The sequence below is a fragment of the Streptomyces sp. NPDC005281 genome (assembly GCF_040607495.1).
Classification (GTDB): Bacteria; Actinomycetota; Actinomycetes; order Streptomycetales; family Streptomycetaceae; genus Streptomyces.
This window is the reverse complement of sequence record NZ_JBEXGX010000068.1, coordinates 1-14,949: the sequence shown is the minus strand read 5'-3', so window position 1 is coordinate 14,949 and position 14,949 is coordinate 1. Positions and strand designations below refer to the sequence as shown.

At 68.5% G+C, this 14,949-nt stretch carries 16 protein-coding genes; 9 read left to right on the top strand and 7 right to left on the bottom strand.

Annotated elements, in window-relative coordinates; translation table 11 throughout:
* Nucleotides 1-101 precede the first annotated feature (101 nt).
* Both ABZV42_RS41300 and ABZV42_RS41295 read right to left on the bottom strand, forming a co-directional pair.
* Nucleotides 102-323 (bottom strand): LysR family transcriptional regulator, encoded by a 222-nt coding sequence (locus ABZV42_RS41300; protein ID WP_355986070.1) that lies wholly within the window; start codon nt 321-323, stop codon nt 102-104.
* 790 nt (nt 324-1,113) lie between these two features.
* The gene (locus ABZV42_RS41295) at nt 1,114-1,566 is read right to left on the bottom strand and encodes a MarR family transcriptional regulator (protein WP_355986067.1); all 453 of its coding nucleotides are present in this window, start codon (nt 1,564-1,566) and stop codon (nt 1,114-1,116) included.
* Nucleotides 1,567-1,705: 139 nt separating this feature from the next.
* On the opposite strand from ABZV42_RS41295, the gene ABZV42_RS41290 reads away from it, so the two are divergent.
* The 5 genes from ABZV42_RS41290 (at nt 1,706) to ABZV42_RS41270 (ending at nt 6,460) form a co-directional block, all read left to right on the top strand.
* Complete coding sequence (locus ABZV42_RS41290; RefSeq protein ID WP_356057356.1) at nt 1,706-2,404, top strand: DJ-1/PfpI family protein; 699 nt, start codon at nt 1,706-1,708, stop codon at nt 2,402-2,404.
* Nucleotides 2,405-2,544: 140 nt separating this feature from the next.
* On the top strand, nt 2,545-2,718 hold the full coding sequence (locus ABZV42_RS41285) for a hypothetical protein (protein ID WP_356057354.1): 174 nt from the start codon (nt 2,545-2,547) through the stop codon (nt 2,716-2,718).
* A gap of 288 nt (nt 2,719-3,006) precedes the next feature.
* Entirely contained in the window at nt 3,007-4,017 is a 1,011-nt protein-coding gene (locus ABZV42_RS41280; protein WP_356057352.1) for an MFS transporter, read from the top strand.
* Nucleotides 4,018-5,117: 1,100 nt separating this feature from the next.
* The gene (locus ABZV42_RS41275) at nt 5,118-5,285 is read left to right on the top strand and encodes a hypothetical protein (RefSeq protein WP_355990906.1); all 168 of its coding nucleotides are present in this window, start codon (nt 5,118-5,120) and stop codon (nt 5,283-5,285) included.
* 203 nt (nt 5,286-5,488) lie between these two features.
* On the top strand, nt 5,489-6,460 hold the full coding sequence (locus ABZV42_RS41270; protein WP_355990909.1) for a tetratricopeptide repeat protein: 972 nt from the start codon (nt 5,489-5,491) through the stop codon (nt 6,458-6,460).
* A gap of 63 nt (nt 6,461-6,523) precedes the next feature.
* Here the strand turns inward: ABZV42_RS41270 and ABZV42_RS41265 are convergent, their stop codons facing one another.
* Nucleotides 6,524-7,660 carry an FAD-dependent monooxygenase gene (locus ABZV42_RS41265; protein ID WP_355990912.1) on the bottom strand — a complete coding sequence of 379 codons (1,137 nt, stop codon included), beginning with the start codon at nt 7,658-7,660 and terminating at the stop codon, nt 6,524-6,526.
* 116 nt (nt 7,661-7,776) lie between these two features.
* Between ABZV42_RS41265 and ABZV42_RS41260 the strand changes: the two genes are divergently transcribed.
* Nucleotides 7,777-8,370 carry a TetR family transcriptional regulator gene (locus ABZV42_RS41260; RefSeq protein WP_355990915.1) on the top strand — a complete coding sequence of 198 codons (594 nt, stop codon included), beginning with the start codon at nt 7,777-7,779 and terminating at the stop codon, nt 8,368-8,370.
* Here ABZV42_RS41260 and ABZV42_RS41255 read toward each other — a convergent pair.
* Together ABZV42_RS41255 and ABZV42_RS41250 are read right to left on the bottom strand one after the other, a co-directional pair.
* Nucleotides 8,360-9,166, bottom strand: coding sequence for a hypothetical protein (locus tag ABZV42_RS41255; protein ID WP_356057350.1), 807 nt, complete (start codon nt 9,164-9,166; stop codon nt 8,360-8,362). The two genes, ABZV42_RS41260 and ABZV42_RS41255, sit on opposite strands and share 11 nt — an antisense overlap.
* Nucleotides 9,167-9,485: 319 nt before the next feature.
* Nucleotides 9,486-10,346: a LysR family transcriptional regulator gene (locus ABZV42_RS41250; protein ID WP_356057348.1), complete on the bottom strand. Its 861-nt coding sequence runs from the start codon at nt 10,344-10,346 to the stop codon at nt 9,486-9,488.
* A 71-nt stretch (nt 10,347-10,417) separates the two neighbouring features.
* Between ABZV42_RS41250 and ABZV42_RS41245 the strand changes: the two genes are divergently transcribed.
* The gene (locus ABZV42_RS41245; protein ID WP_356057346.1) at nt 10,418-11,281 is read left to right on the top strand and encodes a PhzF family phenazine biosynthesis protein; all 864 of its coding nucleotides are present in this window, start codon (nt 10,418-10,420) and stop codon (nt 11,279-11,281) included.
* Nucleotides 11,278-12,285, top strand: a complete 1,008-nt coding sequence (locus tag ABZV42_RS41240; protein ID WP_356057344.1) for an ornithine cyclodeaminase family protein — start codon at nt 11,278-11,280, stop codon at nt 12,283-12,285. Before ABZV42_RS41245 ends, ABZV42_RS41240 begins: the two co-directional genes overlap by 4 nt.
* Here ABZV42_RS41240 and ABZV42_RS41235 read toward each other — a convergent pair.
* Nucleotides 12,278-13,147, bottom strand: a complete 870-nt coding sequence (locus ABZV42_RS41235; RefSeq protein WP_356057342.1) for a class I SAM-dependent methyltransferase — start codon at nt 13,145-13,147, stop codon at nt 12,278-12,280. The genes ABZV42_RS41240 and ABZV42_RS41235 overlap by 8 nt on opposite strands.
* A 227-nt stretch (nt 13,148-13,374) precedes the next feature.
* Between ABZV42_RS41235 and ABZV42_RS41230 the strand changes: the two genes are divergently transcribed.
* Nucleotides 13,375-13,821: an ATP-binding protein gene (locus tag ABZV42_RS41230; protein ID WP_355990928.1), complete on the top strand. Its 447-nt coding sequence runs from the start codon at nt 13,375-13,377 to the stop codon at nt 13,819-13,821.
* Nucleotides 13,822-13,896: 75 nt separating this feature from the next.
* Here ABZV42_RS41230 and ABZV42_RS41225 read toward each other — a convergent pair whose 3' ends face one another.
* Nucleotides 13,897-14,817 carry an NADP-dependent oxidoreductase gene (locus ABZV42_RS41225; protein WP_356057340.1) on the bottom strand — a complete coding sequence of 307 codons (921 nt, stop codon included), beginning with the start codon at nt 14,815-14,817 and terminating at the stop codon, nt 13,897-13,899.
* Nucleotides 14,818-14,949 lie beyond the last annotated feature (132 nt).

Genomic DNA, 14,949 nt, shown 5'->3' with positions numbered 1-14,949 from the left:
CAACGCGGCGTGGGGGTACCCCCTGCTCGAAGAGCTTGGGGGAGCCGTAGCTGTCGTCGTGCGCCCGCCGGGGATTACGGGACAGCCCTTAGGCGACTGAATCACTCCGACTTTGGTGACTCGTGCGCGAGCCTGGCTGCCGCACGCGTGAGCCGAATGTGACGACCGTACGGCTGAAGAACGGCATAGCCGAGCGTCGCTTCCAATTCCGCCAGTCGCCGGCACACTGCGAGTGGCGTCATTCTCAGTTCCTCGGCAGCTCGCGCCAGTGTTCCCACACGCACGAACGCATGCAAAACTTCCCTTTGCTCATCACTGAACACGGCAGCCCTCCGGGCGAGTCACCGAGAGTGCAGAATGAGTCAGGCGGTGGCTTTCTCTCCGCCACAGGGTGGGTGACAGCCGATCGGGGATCGTCGAGATCGTTCAGTCCCGGGAGATCCCGGAGCCTGTCAAAATTTCCACCGATTCAGAACACTCTGCACATCGTTTCCGGAAATCAGCCTCACACGAACCGTTTCGCGATCCTGAGCATTCGATACTCATTGGCAAATTCGGGCGACCGGGTCAACTCAGCTGTCCGAACGGCTCGTTGAGACTCCGCACTCGGAGGAGATGCGCCAGAGGCAGCCCAGGGTTACGTCCAGGCTGAGGACAGCGTCCTTGAGGAAGCTTCGACCCCGCTGGAGTCCACCTCCTTCCGCCGCAACGCGATCACCAACTTACGGAGACGGCGCAGGCTCAGCGAGACGAACGGGCCTGTACAGCACGTGGGCGGCACAGTGATCCCACCTGCCGCCGCGAGACCTCACACGGACAGCACTGATGCCAGTACGGAAATCAGCAGGCGGACAGCCGCAGTTCGCCGGCCTCGCTCTCACACCGGACACGGCCGGATGTGAAGGTGATGTCCAGTCGGAGCCGTCCGGTGACCGCGTCGCCTTCCTCGCGTACCGCCAGAACCGTCTCACCGAGGTGGGCTGCGAACGGCGTCCTGTCCTTGACGGACGTCACCTCGATGCGGCCGGCGTCACGAATCTCCCGAGGGATCCGCAGGCGGCGAATCGGTGCAGATGGCACGGATGAGCCTGCGCCGCGGACAGCCGGGCGGCGCTACCCGGCGTCGGGGCGTCCGAGCTTGCGCAGCAGGTCGGCGAGTTGGTCCTGCTCGCGCGCCGAGAGGCGGTCCAGGTCGTCGGTGATGCTCCGGACGTACGGGGGCATGGTCTCCTCCACCGCCGCACGTCCCGCCTCGGTGAGTTCGATCATGACCACGCGGCGGTCATGGGGCGACTTCTCCCGGCGGACCAGGCCCCGCTTCTCCAGGTTGGAGATGACGACGGTGAAGTTGTTCGGGCTCTTCAGGTGCTTCTCCGCCAGGCGTCCGGCGGGCAGCGGACCGACGTAGTACAGGGTCTCCAGGGCGCCGAACTGACTCGTCGTGAGACCGGAGGCGAGCAGCGGGCCGCTGGTGCGCGCCTCCACCGACGCGGCGGCCCGGATCAGCTTGATGAAGAGGTCCAGCGACCGCTTCTCGCGGGCGCTCCCGTCGTAGTGCGTCGGCATCGCACACCCTCTCCGTCACTCTCTGCGGTCGTGGCCGACCCTACCCCGAAATCTTTTCCTTCCAACTGGAATAGTCATGACCCATGAGCATGTTGTACGGGGTGACTCACCCACCCGCATCCACACAAGGAGCATCACGATGAGCGGCATCAACAAGGTCCTCTTCCTGGCCTTCCCCAACGTCGGCGAGCAGGACCTCCTCGCGCCCTGGGAGCTGTTCAGGGCCCTGGCCTACGACCTGGGCCGGAGCGGCGAGCAGCTGGAGGTCACCCTCGGCAGCCTCGAGGGCGGCACCGTGACCACCCACATGGGCGCACAGATCCACACCGAGAAGGTCAACCCCGAAGACCGCTACGACCTCCTCTACATCCCCGGCGGCATCGGCGGCGGCGCCGCCTCCCACGACCCGCAGATCCTCGACCTCATCCGCGCCCACCACGCCGAGGGCCGCTGGGTGGCCGCGAACTGCGCCGGAGTCGGCGTCGTCTTCCGCTCCGGCATCCTCCAGGGCACCCGCTTCCAGGCCGCCGCCGTCCTCGGCCGCCGGCTGAAGGAACTCGGCGCCGACGTCGCCGAACCGCGGCGCGCCTGGTCCCTCCTGCCCGACGCGAAGATCTTCACCGCCGGCGGCGCCGCCACCGTCCACCCCAGCACCATCGCCCTCATCACCCACCTCTACGGCGAAAACCGCGCCCGCACCCTGGCCAGCACCTGGGACACCCTTCCCCTGCACGGCGAAACCCTCTTCAACCCCGAAGGCCCCCTCACCAACGACGACGACACCTTCGTCAAGGGCCTCCAGAACGCCATGGAAAAGGTCTTCCTCCCCGACAACTGACCCCACCACCGCCAGGCATCGGCACGCAGATGGACGGCGGTACGACGTCGGTTGAGTAGCGCCTGCTCAACCGGCGGGTGGGGACCGCGACCTAGCGTCGGAGTCTCCGCGGATCAGCGGATACCGAACGGAGAATTCCCATGAAGACAGGGTCGTACAACCACAACGAGATCGTCGTCGAGAGCGGCGCGCAGGCTTCCGAGCCGGCGCCGAAGGACATCGAGTCGGGCGCGACACGTCGTGCCGGAGCGATCGGCGGCAATCACCATCAAATCGTTCTGAAGCCCGCCGCGCTCGACAAGAGCGGCGAGTAGCGGGCATGGGCGGCCTCGGAACGAGGACGCGGGGAAGGGCTCCGCTCGGGCTCCGTGTGTCGACAGCGGGATTCCCGCGTGTCGCCATGGTGGTGCTTGTCGCCGAGTTCCTCTCCAGCGTCGGTTCCGGGGCGACGTTCCCCTATCTGGTCGTCTACCTCCACGCCGTCTGCGGCCTTTCCGCCGGTCAGGTGGGAGCGGTTCTTGTGGTCCGCTCGCTGGCCGCCGTCGTCGGCGCCGTGGTGGGAGGCGCCCTCAGCGACCGGTGCGGGCCGGCCCGCACCGGTCGTGGGCGTCGCCGCGACCGCTGCCGCGGCGACCGCCGTCTTGTTCGGTGTACGCGGGGGTGTGGTGCTGCCCGCGGTGGTGGCGGCCGTCGTCGGTACGGGCGCGGCGGCGGCACTCGTACCGACGCTGGACGCGTTGTTGGCCCGATCGGTGCCCGGAAGTGCACGGGAGAAGGCGTTCTCCTGGCGCAACGCCATCGTGACCGGCGGAGCGATGATCGGCGTCGCCGGGGCGTCCGGGGTGCTCGGTGTCTTCGGAGTCGTCTCCGGGCTGCACTGGGTGTACGGGCTCGACGCGGTCTCGTTCGTCGTGCTGGCGGCGCTGGTGGGCAGGACGGCCGGTCGCCGCGGGGCCGTCGCGGACATCGCCGAGGCCCACGGCGCAGCCGAAGACGCACAGGCCCGTAGGGGCCCTCAGCCTTCAGACAAGGGTTACGCGGCAGTTGCCCGCGATCCGGCCATGCGTGGTGTCTTCACCTTCGTACTGTTCGTGGTGGCGGCCGGGTTCACTCAGCTTCAGATCGGCCTACCGGCGGTGTCGGTGCTGACGAACGATGTCGGTGGCCTCGGGTGGGTGTTCACGGCGAACATGCTCGTCGTCGCGCTCGCCCAGGTTCCCGCCCAGCGAATTCTGAGCCGCCTGCCCCGACCCGTCGTTCTCGCGGGGGGAGCCTCCTGCATGGCTGGGGCCTGGGCGATCGTCGCCATGGACCCAACTCCCGATTTCAGAAGCCTGCTTGCCGCGGCCGTGGTGTTCGCTTTCGGGGAAGTCGCCTACATGCCGGTCGTGGCCGCGCTGGTGAATGACCTGGCGCCGCCCGGACTGACGGGACGCTACAACGGAGCCCATACGCTGGCGTGGACGAGCGGTTTCGCGATCGGCGCTCTGGCCACCGGAACGCTGCTGGCGGCCGAGATCCCGGTCGACGGCGGCGCCCGGGCGGACCTGGGTGCGATGCCGTGCGTGAATCAGCCACCGATGTGCCGGGAGATCCCCCGAGATGGGCCGTAGGTGTTGCTGGACGGAATGTGTCATCTGTAGCTGCCAAAGGCGGGCCTGCGGCCCTTGGAACGCGTTCACGTCTTCCTCGAAGGTGAGAAGACCGTCGATGAGGACACTGGCCCACCTGCGCAGATCATCGGTCTGGGCAGGTTTGCGGTCCGGTGTCTCGATTGCTTGGCGGGCCGTCCACCACAGCTGGCTCGGCGCCGCTTTCGCTGCCTGGCAACGTGGGCCGGTGGCGGCGGCGCGGCACCTGAGTGTGTCGGCGGACACAGGGTTCAAGGGACTCTTCATCTCGTGCAGTGCTCTTTGATTCCGGGGACTGGTGGACGATTTGCCTCCTGCCAAACCAGCGGCCTGTTCCGGGCGGCTCGATCAGCTACGAGCGTCGGCCATCGATCCGACCGGTGTCCGCTGAAGGGGGCTGAGAGGGGGCTCCGTTCGACGTCCGCTTCCTTGATCGGAAAGCCGGCATCGGCGGGCTGATCGATCTCATGCTTCGCATGGGTGGGCGAAGCACTCCTGCCCGCGGACGTCGGGGTCGCCGGCCGTGCCACGGTGATCGATGCGACGGGAACCACCAGGAGCGCGCCGGCCACCGCGGCGGTCAGACCTGCTGCCGTCAGGGGCTTGTGCATGACTCTCCCTCCTGGTCAACCGACACCCGCCTCTCGGAGAGCAGCCATCGGGCGGTGCCTTCAGGCGCCTCGGCCTTGACGCCGAGCAGCCGCATCCTGAAGGGCTGGTTCACCGCTATTCCAGGAGATATCGATTCAGGGTGGTGGCGACTGAGCAGCCGGTACTCAACCTTGTGCGCCGGCCACCCACCAGCACGCTGTCGAAGTGCTCGAACGGGGCGCCCCTTGCCGCTTGCCCGAGGCCTGTCCGGGGCCATCCTGGCGCCGGTCCGGGCAGGCCTCGGACCCGGGGCGGCCGTTCTGGGCCACCGTGCGAAGACGGAAGCGGGAAGAAGGGCTCGCCGGTCCACACGGACTCGGCCGGCAATGCAGGTACCAATTACTCATTTCAGGGTGTCGGACGCCCAAATACGTTTCAGGTGTTCAAACGCCCCGCAACCGCGGGCGATTCGTCACCACGAAGGAGCAGCTGTGCAGCAGGTAACCGACGCCGGTTTCACCTACGCCGCCAAGACGGGCAGCTACAACCACAACGAGATCGTCGTGGCCGTCGATCTCGGCGCCGAGGCCGACAACAACGGCGAACTCAGCCTCAAGGCAGGATCGATGAACCACAACGAAATCGTGATCGCCGGCTGATCCAGCCCAGGAAACTCAAAAGGCGTCACCGGCCGGTCGGAAGCGTTCCCGACCGGCCGGTCCGGCGCGATCGGTTTGGCTCTTACGGGTGTTGGGACCGACCGACTTCATACGCCCGTTCGTCGCCATCTCGGTCGCTGGTCCCGGCGCGAGCGCGCTGATGACGTCGAGCCTTGCCCGCACTCTCCCCAAGGGGGCTCTCCATGACCGGTCGTGAACGTATCCCCGCCTTGCTGAAGGCCGTAGGACAAGCCGAGCGCGCGCTGGAGGCGGGTCTGGCGGGAGAGGCGGAGAAGTTGCTGCGCCGGGCGCTCAACACCGCCTCGTCCTCTGAGCATGAGGCGCATTCGGGCCCCCTCGGCGTGGCCGACTTCGAGGTGCGCGGCACGCTGGCCACCGCATGGCGGATGCAGGGCAGATACCGGCACGCCGAGCTGCTGCTGTCGCTGACCCTCACCGCGGCGGAGGACGCCACCGGTCCCTCATCGCTCACCGTGGCATGGCTGTGCAACGAGTTGGGAGTCCTGGGCAAATACACCGGAGACTTCGACGCCGCCCGAAGACGCTACTTGCGCGCCCTGGAGATCTACGAAGGGGTCTTCGGGCAAGACCATGGCACCGTGGCCATGGTGTGCCACAACCTCGGAGGGCTCGCACATGCTCGCGGTGACGCGCGGGCCGGGGAACCCTGGGCCGCGCGGTCCGTGCGGATCCGAACCAGGCTCCACGGCCCGGACCATGTCCTCACGGCCCTCGACACAGCAGCGTGGGCGGCCCTCCTGGACGGATGCGGCCGCCTTGAGGAGGCCGAGCGCCACCTGCGACAGGCACTCTCCGTCTTTCACGATGTCTACGGACCCAAGAGCTACGACGTGGCCGTGACCCTGCACAATCTCGCCGCCATCCAACACCGCCGTGGGGAGCTCGATGTGGCCCGCGCGTACTACGCCGACGCTCTGAGCGTCAAAGAACATCTGCTGGGCCTCGACCATCCCGACCTGGCGCCGACCCTCGTGAACCTGGCGGCGGTGAACGAGTCCCAAGGCGACTTCAGGCGTTCACGAACACGGTACGCGCGTGTCGTCGAGCTTCTACGCCGTCGGGTCCACGCGACGCACCCCACGCTGACCGCGGCACGGGCGGCGCTCAACCGCCTTGCTGCCGAGGGCATTTGAGTGTCCGGAGCGTCGTCGTCGCGGAGTCTCGGCACTGGCCTCGGCCCATCGATGTCCGGGTCACTAGCGGTAGTTGAGCTCGGCGAGTTCGGTGGCGAGTTTGGTGGGCAGAGGGGTGTGGCCCAGGAGACGCATGGCGGTGTTGCGCAGGGTGCGTGCGGCGACGTTGCGAGTGGTGGCGATGCGAGTCATGCGATCGGTGAAAGCGACCACACGTTGGGCGACCGGGCGTCGGTGGGCTTCGTAGCCGTCGAGGGTGTCCGTGGCGAAGGCGGTGCCGAGGGCGTGGCCGTCCTGGATCCCGGTGTTCATGCCCTGACCGCCGGCGGGGCTGTGGACGTGAGCCGCGTCTCCGGCGAGGAACAGCCGCTGGGCACGGTAGTGGTCGGCGACCCGGTGGTGGACACGGAAGCGGGAGGACCAGGCGACGTCGGTCACCACGGCCTGGCCGGGGGTGCGCTGGTCGAGGAGCTGCTGCACGAGGGCGAGGTCAGGGTGTTCAGGTGCCTGGTCGGTGGTGGCGACGACCCGGTAGTGGCCGCCCGGCAGCGGGGCGACGACGAGGAGGCCCGCGACCCCGAAGGTTAGGGAGACCTCGTCCGGCCCCGGGGCCCAGTCCATCACGACGTCGGCGAGGACGAACGACTCGGCGTAGGAGCTTCCGGTGAAGCCGATGCCGGAGGCTTCTCGGACGGTGCTGTGCATGCCGTCCGCGCCGACCGCGTAGGACGCGCGCAGGGTCTGTCCGGTGCTGGTGGTGAGGGTCACGCCGTCCTGGTCCTGGACCACGGAGCTGACCTGGTGGGGCCGGTGGACGTCGCCACCCAGGGCTCGCAGGCGCCCGAGCAGGACCGCCTCCGTCTCGTACTGCGGAACCATCAGCGTGTACGGGTGCGGGGTGGGGAGCCGGTCGAAGGGGACGGTGAGCAGCCGACGAGCGCCGTCACGAACGGCGAAGCGGGTGAGTTTCACGCCTCGGCCGATCAGCTCGCTGGATGCGCCGAGCTCGTCGAGGACTTCGAGGGTTCGAGCGTGCACCACGGCGGCGCGCGAGGTGTTGGCCCCTTCGTCCTGCTGGTCCAGCAGGACGAAGTCGATGCCGGCGAGGGCCAGGGTCACCGCGAGCGCGAGGCCCGTGGGCCCGGCGCCCACGATCGCGACCTCGGTGCGGACGGGCAGTGCATGGGCGGGGCTGTTCACGGTGGGCCTCCGGGGCTGCGCGACTCGGATTGCCAACAAGCGTTGGCAAACGGTTGTTGACAGAGTGCACGCAGCCGCCCTGGCTAGTCAACAGGTGTTGGCCTACAGTCGTGGGCATGACGCAGGACATCGACAACAACACCTCGGGCGCCCGACGCTCCGATCGCACCAGGGCGGTGATCCTGGACGCGGCCCGCCGCCGCTTCGCCGCCCACGGCTTCGAACGCACGACCATCCGCGCCGTCGCGGCCGACGCCGACATCGACCCCTCGATGGTCATGCGCTACTACGGCAGCAAGGCCCAACTCTTCGACGCGGCACTCGACATCGACCTGGATCTCCCCGACCTGTCCGCCGTGCCGGCGAGTGACCGCGCCGAGGCCTTGGTCCGGCACTTCCTCCGCCGCTGGGAGCGGGACGAGGCAGGCGACGCCCTGCTTCTGCTCCTTCGCTCCGCCGTCACCAACGAACACGCCGCCGGGCGGATGCACGCGATCTTCGCGACCCAGGTGGCACCGGCACTCGCCAAAGCGGCCGGTCCTGAGCATGCCGCGCGGGCCGGACTGGTCTCGGCCCAACTCCTCGGCCTCGCCCTCACCCGCTACATCCTGCGCATCCCCGCGGTCGCCCACCTCTCCCCCGAGCAGATCGTCGCCACCCTGGCTCCCGCCGTCCAAGTGACCCTTGAACAAGGCGGTGTCAGCGGGTGACGTCCACGAAGACCATCGGCCGGTCGGCGACCGTGTTGAACGCGGCCTCGTTCCTGCCCCACCAATAGCCGGTCGCGCCGCTCCACTCCTTCGTGGTGAGTCCGGGAGAACCCTCGACACGAGTGTCACGGAACGCCCAGTGCGGCGACGTCTTGGAAGAGAGCGCCACGCCGTGCGGATTGGACGTACTGTCCGCCACGGTCACGGCGTACTCCTGCGTGGCACGGTTGCCGTCGCGCTCGAACGGCGCGACGGACTCCACCGTCATCATGTGGCCGGTCGCGCCGCCCTCCGATCCGTCCAGGTACTTCACCGCGATGATGGACCCGGCGTGCAGGTCCTGGACCCGCTGCGCGGAAGGACGGGTGATGTGGTCGCTCATGTCCTCCAGCGCGCCGCCGACGGACGTGTCCGTGAAGGCGTCGTAGTACTGCTCGGAGGAGGGGCTGCGGAAGCCGATGCCGTTGGTGAACCACGTGTCCGTGGCCCAGGTATAGGCATGCTTCAGCGAAGCTGTGAGGAACTGGGCGCACCTGGCCTCGACTTGATAGGAACGCGCGTCCCCGCGTGTCCCCCAGACCACGGACGCGGCGTCGGCATGGCCGGCCGCTCCGGGGTAGAAGTTCTCCGAGTCCTGGCCCGGCCAGCCCAGCGGGGCGAGCTCGTCGATGATCTCGTTCTCCGCCGCCACCAGCGCGGCGCCGTCCTCTGTCCCGGCTGCCTGGGCCGTGGTCGGCAGGACCGTCAATGCGAGTGCCGCCGATACCGTGAACAGCGAACCTGCCAGCCTCTTCATTCTCATACAGACTCTTTCGATGGTGGCTCTGACAGGGGCAGGGCGGCCTTTTATCGTGAGGCGTCGCCCGATCGCCCGTAGGGTCCGCTGCCGCCTTTGACGAGGCGCGAATCACCCGGCGCGGAGCACCTTTCCCCCTGTCCGAGTCCGGGCAGATTCATTGAAGCGTGAGGTGGCCCAGCGCACGTGAGTAATTGGTTCCCATAGGCGGTGCCGGGGCCTCTGATGACCGGTGGCGGCAATGCCGGTGCTGACCCGTCTCAACGCGCTTTCGGCCGGAATTCCCGTACTACGGTCAACAGGTCATGAAGTCACCGGGTCACTGAGGCCATGAGGTCGTCGGTGGCATGATCAGGCGTCGCAGCAGGTCTTCAACCGCTTGGAGGAGCGGGTCGCCGTCCCGGCCAGCGGAGCGGACGAGGGCGACCTCGACATCGGGCAGCTCGGGCAGCCCTTCCACGGCGGTGCCCGGCTCCACGTTCGCGGGGAGCAGCGCGGTGGCGCCGAGGCCCGCCCGCACGGCGGCCTGCACCCCGCCCATGGCGGTGCTCTCGAAGACGACCCTCCACCGGCGGCCCGCGGTCTCCAGAGCGTCGAGGACCGGCGCTCGCCAGCGGCACGGCTGGGAGAAGAGGACGAGCGGCAGCGGGTCCTGGGTCACGTCAAGTCCGGGCGCCGCGGACCAGGCAAGAGGGAGGCGGGCCGTCCAACGAGGCGTCTCGGCCAGGTGGTACGGGTCGCAGAGTGCCAGCTGGATGCGTCCCTCGGCGAGGGTCTGCTTCATCAGCGGGCCGGTACCGGTGACCAGTTCCAGTGTCGCGTCCGGGTGCAGCACGCTGAAGTCGCCCAGCGCCTCGACCAGGGACGGCGTGACGAAGTCCTCCATCAACCCGACGCCGCAGTGCCCGGCCACGTCCGGGCCGGCCGCCGCGACGGCCTGGGCCGAGAGGGACAGAATGCGCTCGGCGTAGGGGAGGAACACCTCCCCGGCCTTGGTCAGCGACACGCCCGTCGTGCCGCGGTGCAACAGCGGGCGGCCCACCGTACGCTCGAGCCTGCGCAACTGGCCGCTCAGCGCGGGCTGGCTGTGGCCGAGGGCCGCGGCGGCACGGCTGATGCTTCCGGACCGTACGGAGCTCACAAAAGCACGCAGGAGTGCGGTTTCGAGATCGGGGGCCATAACGACATGCTATGCCCCCTCTGTTCATTCGAGTGGTTCCCCCGGTTTCCGTCCTTGGGTAGCGTCGGAGCATGCACTATTTTCACGTCGATGTTTTCAGCGGACTTCCTTTCAGCGGAAACAGCCTTACGGTCTTTCCCGAAGCGACGGGATTGAGCGGATCCCAGATGCAGCGGATCACCGAGGAAATGCGGCACTTCGAGTCCATCTTTCTGGAACAGAAGGACGGGCGCCACGACGCGTGGCGGGCCCGGGTCTTCGATCTCGCCGAGGAACTGGACTTCGCCGGGCACCCCGTCATCGGAGCGGCGAGCGTCCTGCACGCCATCGAGGACACCGACGGCAGCCGGACCTGGTCGCTCGAACTGAAGGCACGCACCGTGGAGGTGGTCACCGAGCGCCGCGCCCCCGGGCGGTACGCGAGCGTCCTCGACCAGGGCGCTCCCCAGTTCCTAGGCCGGCCCGTGCTGAACGACCTGGCCTCCTGGTTCTCCCTTGACGAGGAAGACCTTCACCCGGAGCTGCCTCCCGAGATCGTCACGACGGGACTGCGGTACCTGATCGTGCCCGTACGCGCCGGAGCACTGGCGCGGGCCCGGATCACCTCCGACATCGGGCAACGACTGGCCAGGGCCGGAGCGCAGTTCGCCTATCTCCTGGACGCGGACGACCTGGAAGGCCGGCACTGGAACAACGACGGCGTCGTCGAGGACGTGGCCACCGGCAGCGCGGCCGGATGCGTGGCCGCCTACCTCCGACGGCACGGACGCATCGAGGACGGCGACCGGCGGACGCTGCGCCAGGGGCGCTACTGCGGCCGTCCCAGCGAGATGACGATCAGTGCCCACGGAGATCCGCGGGACATCACGTCGGTACGGGTCGGCGGCGAGGTCGCCGTCGTCGCCCGCGGTCGCCTCGAAGGGCTGCCGCGATGACGGGCGGCCCGGTCCACTTCGGCCCCGAGGAGATCCGCGCCGTGGTCGGGTACCCCGAGGTCCTGGAGCCCGTCGCCGCGGCGCTGCGTGACTACAGCCGCGGCTTGGGCGACTCCCCCGTCGCCGTCTTCGCGCCCGCGGGCCGTGAGGGCGATGTGCACGTGAAGTCGGCCTGGCTGCCCGGGCGAAGCGTCTTCACCGTCAAGGTCGCCTCCTGGTTCCTGGAGCGGGCCCGGCGCGGCGGAACAGCCGGGAGCGGGGTCATCGCGGTGTTCGACGCATCGACGGGGGATCTCCGGGCGCTCCTGGAGGACGAACACCACCTCTCCGACGTACGGACGGCGGCAGCGGGAGCCCTTGCCGCCCGGACCATGGCCCGGCGCGACTCCCACGTTCTCGGGGTCATCGGCAGCGGCACCCAGGCCTATCTTCAGACCCTTGCCGTGGCCGATGAACTCCCGCTGCGTGACGTACGGTTGTGGGGTCGGCGCGCGTCCCAGGTCGAGGCATTCGCCCGGGCGCTGCACGCCAGGCGCCCCGATATTCGGGTCGTCGCCGTGGACGATCCGCGGGCCGCGTGTGAGGGCGTCGATGTGCTGGTGACGGCGACGTCCAGCACCGAACCCCTGGTACACGCCGGGTGGTTGGCGCCCGGAACGCATGTCAACGCCGTGGGAGCCGACGATCCTACGAAGGCGGAACTGAGTCCCGAGTCCCTGAGGCGAGCGGATCGGATCGTGGTCGACAGCCGCGAACTCACCGCGGTGCACGGCGACTTGTCACGACTCCCGGAACGGGACCGCCGACACCACGCGGAGCTCGGTGAGGTCCTCGCGGGTACGGCGCCGGGGCGCGAGGACGACGAAGAGATCACCGTCTGCAAGCTCATCGGTCTCGGCGTCCAGGACCTGGCGGCCGCCGAGGTCACCCTGGACCTGCTCGGCAAGCCCCGAGTTCCCGGGGCGGCCGCTCCCGCGCACGCGCGTGAGGTGCGGCCTACGTAGCGGCGGGGAGTACCGCGGTGAGCGAGTACAGGACGGGCAGGTAGGTGTCGCTGAAGGGGAACCGGTACAGACCGTCCGGCCCCTGAGGAAGGATGTGCCGCCCGTCCGTCTCGGTCTCCGTGTGCTCACCGAGCCGTTCCACGGTCAGTCCCGCCGAAGCGGCCGCCGTGACGATCTCGCCGACCGAATACGGGTACTGCGTGGATGCCTGCGGCTCGAGCGGAGCGTCCGCATGGGCGTACGTGCCCGTCATCGCGTCGAGCTGCGGCTCGCCACCGCCGTAGGGCCAGTCGGCCACGAACGGATCGAAGGTGAGCACCGTCTGGAGGACGGGGTGCAGGTCCACGAGGACCAGTCGGCCGCCCGGCCGCAGCGCTGTCGCCGCGCCCCCCATCCACGCGTCGAGGTCCGCGATCCAGGACAGCACTCCGTAGGTCGCGACGACCAGGTCGAACCTGCCCGTCAGAGCATCCGGCAGACGCTGGGAGTCGGCTTCGACGAACTCCGCGGCCAGACCGGTACGCCGCGCCAGCTCCCGTGCCCGCGCGATCGCCTTGGGTGAGAAGTCCACGCCGGTCACGCGTGCGCCCAGACGCGCCCAGTTCAGGGTGTCCATCCCGAAGTGGCACTGCAGGTGAAGGACATCCCTGCCGGCCACGTCGCCCGCGAGTTTTCGTTCGATCCCGCGCAGCGTCTGACCGCCGGCGAGAAAGGACTCCACGTCGTACGACCGGTCGTCGGGGTCCGTTCCGTGGAACTCGGCGAGGTCGTCCCACAGGGCCCGGTTGGCCACGAGCCCGTCCGCATCGGCCACGCCGTCCGTGCCGGCACGCATGCCGTCAGAATTCTCTTCAGCGGCCATGGAAGCCTCCCGCTCATTTCCTCGGTTCGATTTTTTCGTCAGTATCCGCAGTTCCTCGGTAAGGACTGCATGACGCCCGCGGAATCGCGGCGGAATTGGCGTCGTTTCCGCAGATCGCCGATGACAGCCTTGAGTACGGACTGCTCACGTATTCGGTGTCGCTTTGCGGTGTGCTGGGAGACAGGTCAATAAATGTTCCGTCTCCCTTCCACCAGGTAGTGATCCTCATGTTCTCCACCCCGGACGTCGGCACCCGGCAGCACGACAACGTCAAAGCCGCCCAGTGGGTCGTCGACATGCAGTTGGAGCACAGCCCCCTCGCGCCGGCCGTCGCCCGCAGGGAAGCCCGCCGCGTTCTGACTGCCCGAGGTGTGGACGAGGACCAGATCTACGACACTCTCCTGGTGGTCTCCGAGCTGGTCACCAACGCCGTGACCCACGCGCTGCCGCCGGTGGCCCTTCATCTGCGGGTCGCCGGGCGCGACGTCGGCCGGATCCAGGTTCATGTCAGCGACGGCGGTCCGCAGCTCGATCCCACCACGTGGGCCGCGACCCGGCCCGAGGACGAGCACGGCCGGGGTGCCGCGATCATCTCCGCGCTGGTCGACAGCGGTGGCAGTCACAGCACTCCCGAAGACCTCATTGATCATTGGGCCGATCTCGCAGCAGCCTGACCTGCTGTTTGTAACAGGGCTGGGGTGCTGCGTGAGAGAGTCCCGCCGGTCAAGGGTTTCCACGGGAAGGCCTGTTCACAGCGACAGAACGATCTTTCCGATCGTTCGCCCCTGCTCGCCCATGCGGTGGGCATCGGCCACCCGCTCCAGCGGAAAGGCCGTGTCGATGTGCACGTCGAGCAGGCCGTCCTCGGCCAGGGAGGCCAAGGACTCCAGGTCGCCACGGTCGGGCTCCACGAGCATGAAGTCCGCCCGCAGGCCGTTCTCCACAGCCCACTGAACCGCCCCCGCGTCGACTCCGTTCAGCGCCACGACGCGGGCGCCTGGCACCAATGTGCCCGCGAGTTCCCGGATCTGCCCCGCGACCGTGGCGAGGAGGACATCCACGTCCGCGACCTGCGCGCCGACGTCCGTGGTCCGGTAGTCGATGACCTCGTCCGCCCCGAGCCCCTTGACGAACCCGTGTTTGGCCGCGCTCGCGGTACCGATCACGTAGGCGCCACGGGCCTTGGCGATCTGGACGGCCAGGTGCCCCACTCCTCCTGCAGCGGCGGGAATGAGAACACGCTGACCTGCGGCGATCCCGGCCACGGTGACCAGGGCCTGCCAGCCGGTGAGACCCGCGAGGGGCAGTCCGGCGGCCTGGACATGGCTCAGCCGGGACGGCTTGACGGCGAGGTGTCTGGAGGGAGCGGTCACGTAGTCCGCGTAGGCCGCCGCCTCCGAGGGGAATCGAGGCATGCCGAACACCTCGTCCCCCACCTCGAAGCGGGTCACGCCGGGCCCCACGGCCGCCACGACCCCCGAGACGTCCCAGCCGACCGAGAAGGGCGGATCTCCCAGACCGCCGCCGGCACGCATCTTCCAGTCGACGGGATTCACCCCCGCGGCCTTCACCTCGACCAGCACCTCTGTGGGCCCCGGTTCCGGCACCTCCACGTCACGGACTTCCAGAACTTCCGGGCCGCCGAGCCTGCTCTGCATCACTTTTCGCATAGGCAATCGATATCAGGTTCTGACCGTTGAACGGGTGAGCCTCGATCCACCGCGTAATGGCCGGGCTGTGGACAGGGAAATGAGAAGAGGTGCCCGCTGACCTGGGATAATGGGAGTTCTCTACGCTTCCAT

Coding starts and splice junctions, on each gene's coding strand:
- ABZV42_RS41260 (WP_355990915.1), top strand. CDS start 7,777: ATGACGCAGGACATCGACAACAACACCTCGGGCGCCCGACGCTCCGAT.
- ABZV42_RS41240 (WP_356057344.1), top strand. CDS start 11,278: ATGACGGGCGGCCCGGTCCACTTCGGCCCCGAGGAGATCCGCGCCGTG.
- ABZV42_RS41290 (WP_356057356.1), top strand. CDS start 1,706: ATGAGCGGCATCAACAAGGTCCTCTTCCTGGCCTTCCCCAACGTCGGC.
- ABZV42_RS41250 (WP_356057348.1), bottom strand. CDS start 10,346: ATGGCCCCCGATCTCGAAACCGCACTCCTGCGTGCTTTTGTGAGCTCC.
- ABZV42_RS41295 (WP_355986067.1), bottom strand. CDS start 1,566: ATGCCGACGCACTACGACGGGAGCGCCCGCGAGAAGCGGTCGCTGGAC.
- ABZV42_RS41255 (WP_356057350.1), bottom strand. CDS start 9,166: ATGAAGAGGCTGGCAGGTTCGCTGTTCACGGTATCGGCGGCACTCGCA.
- ABZV42_RS41245 (WP_356057346.1), top strand. CDS start 10,418: ATGCACTATTTTCACGTCGATGTTTTCAGCGGACTTCCTTTCAGCGGA.
- ABZV42_RS41225 (WP_356057340.1), bottom strand. CDS start 14,817: ATGCGAAAAGTGATGCAGAGCAGGCTCGGCGGCCCGGAAGTTCTGGAA.
- ABZV42_RS41230 (WP_355990928.1), top strand. CDS start 13,375: ATGTTCTCCACCCCGGACGTCGGCACCCGGCAGCACGACAACGTCAAA.
- ABZV42_RS41270 (WP_355990909.1), top strand. CDS start 5,489: ATGACCGGTCGTGAACGTATCCCCGCCTTGCTGAAGGCCGTAGGACAA.
- ABZV42_RS41285 (WP_356057354.1), top strand. CDS start 2,545: ATGAAGACAGGGTCGTACAACCACAACGAGATCGTCGTCGAGAGCGGC.
- ABZV42_RS41235 (WP_356057342.1), bottom strand. CDS start 13,147: ATGGCCGCTGAAGAGAATTCTGACGGCATGCGTGCCGGCACGGACGGC.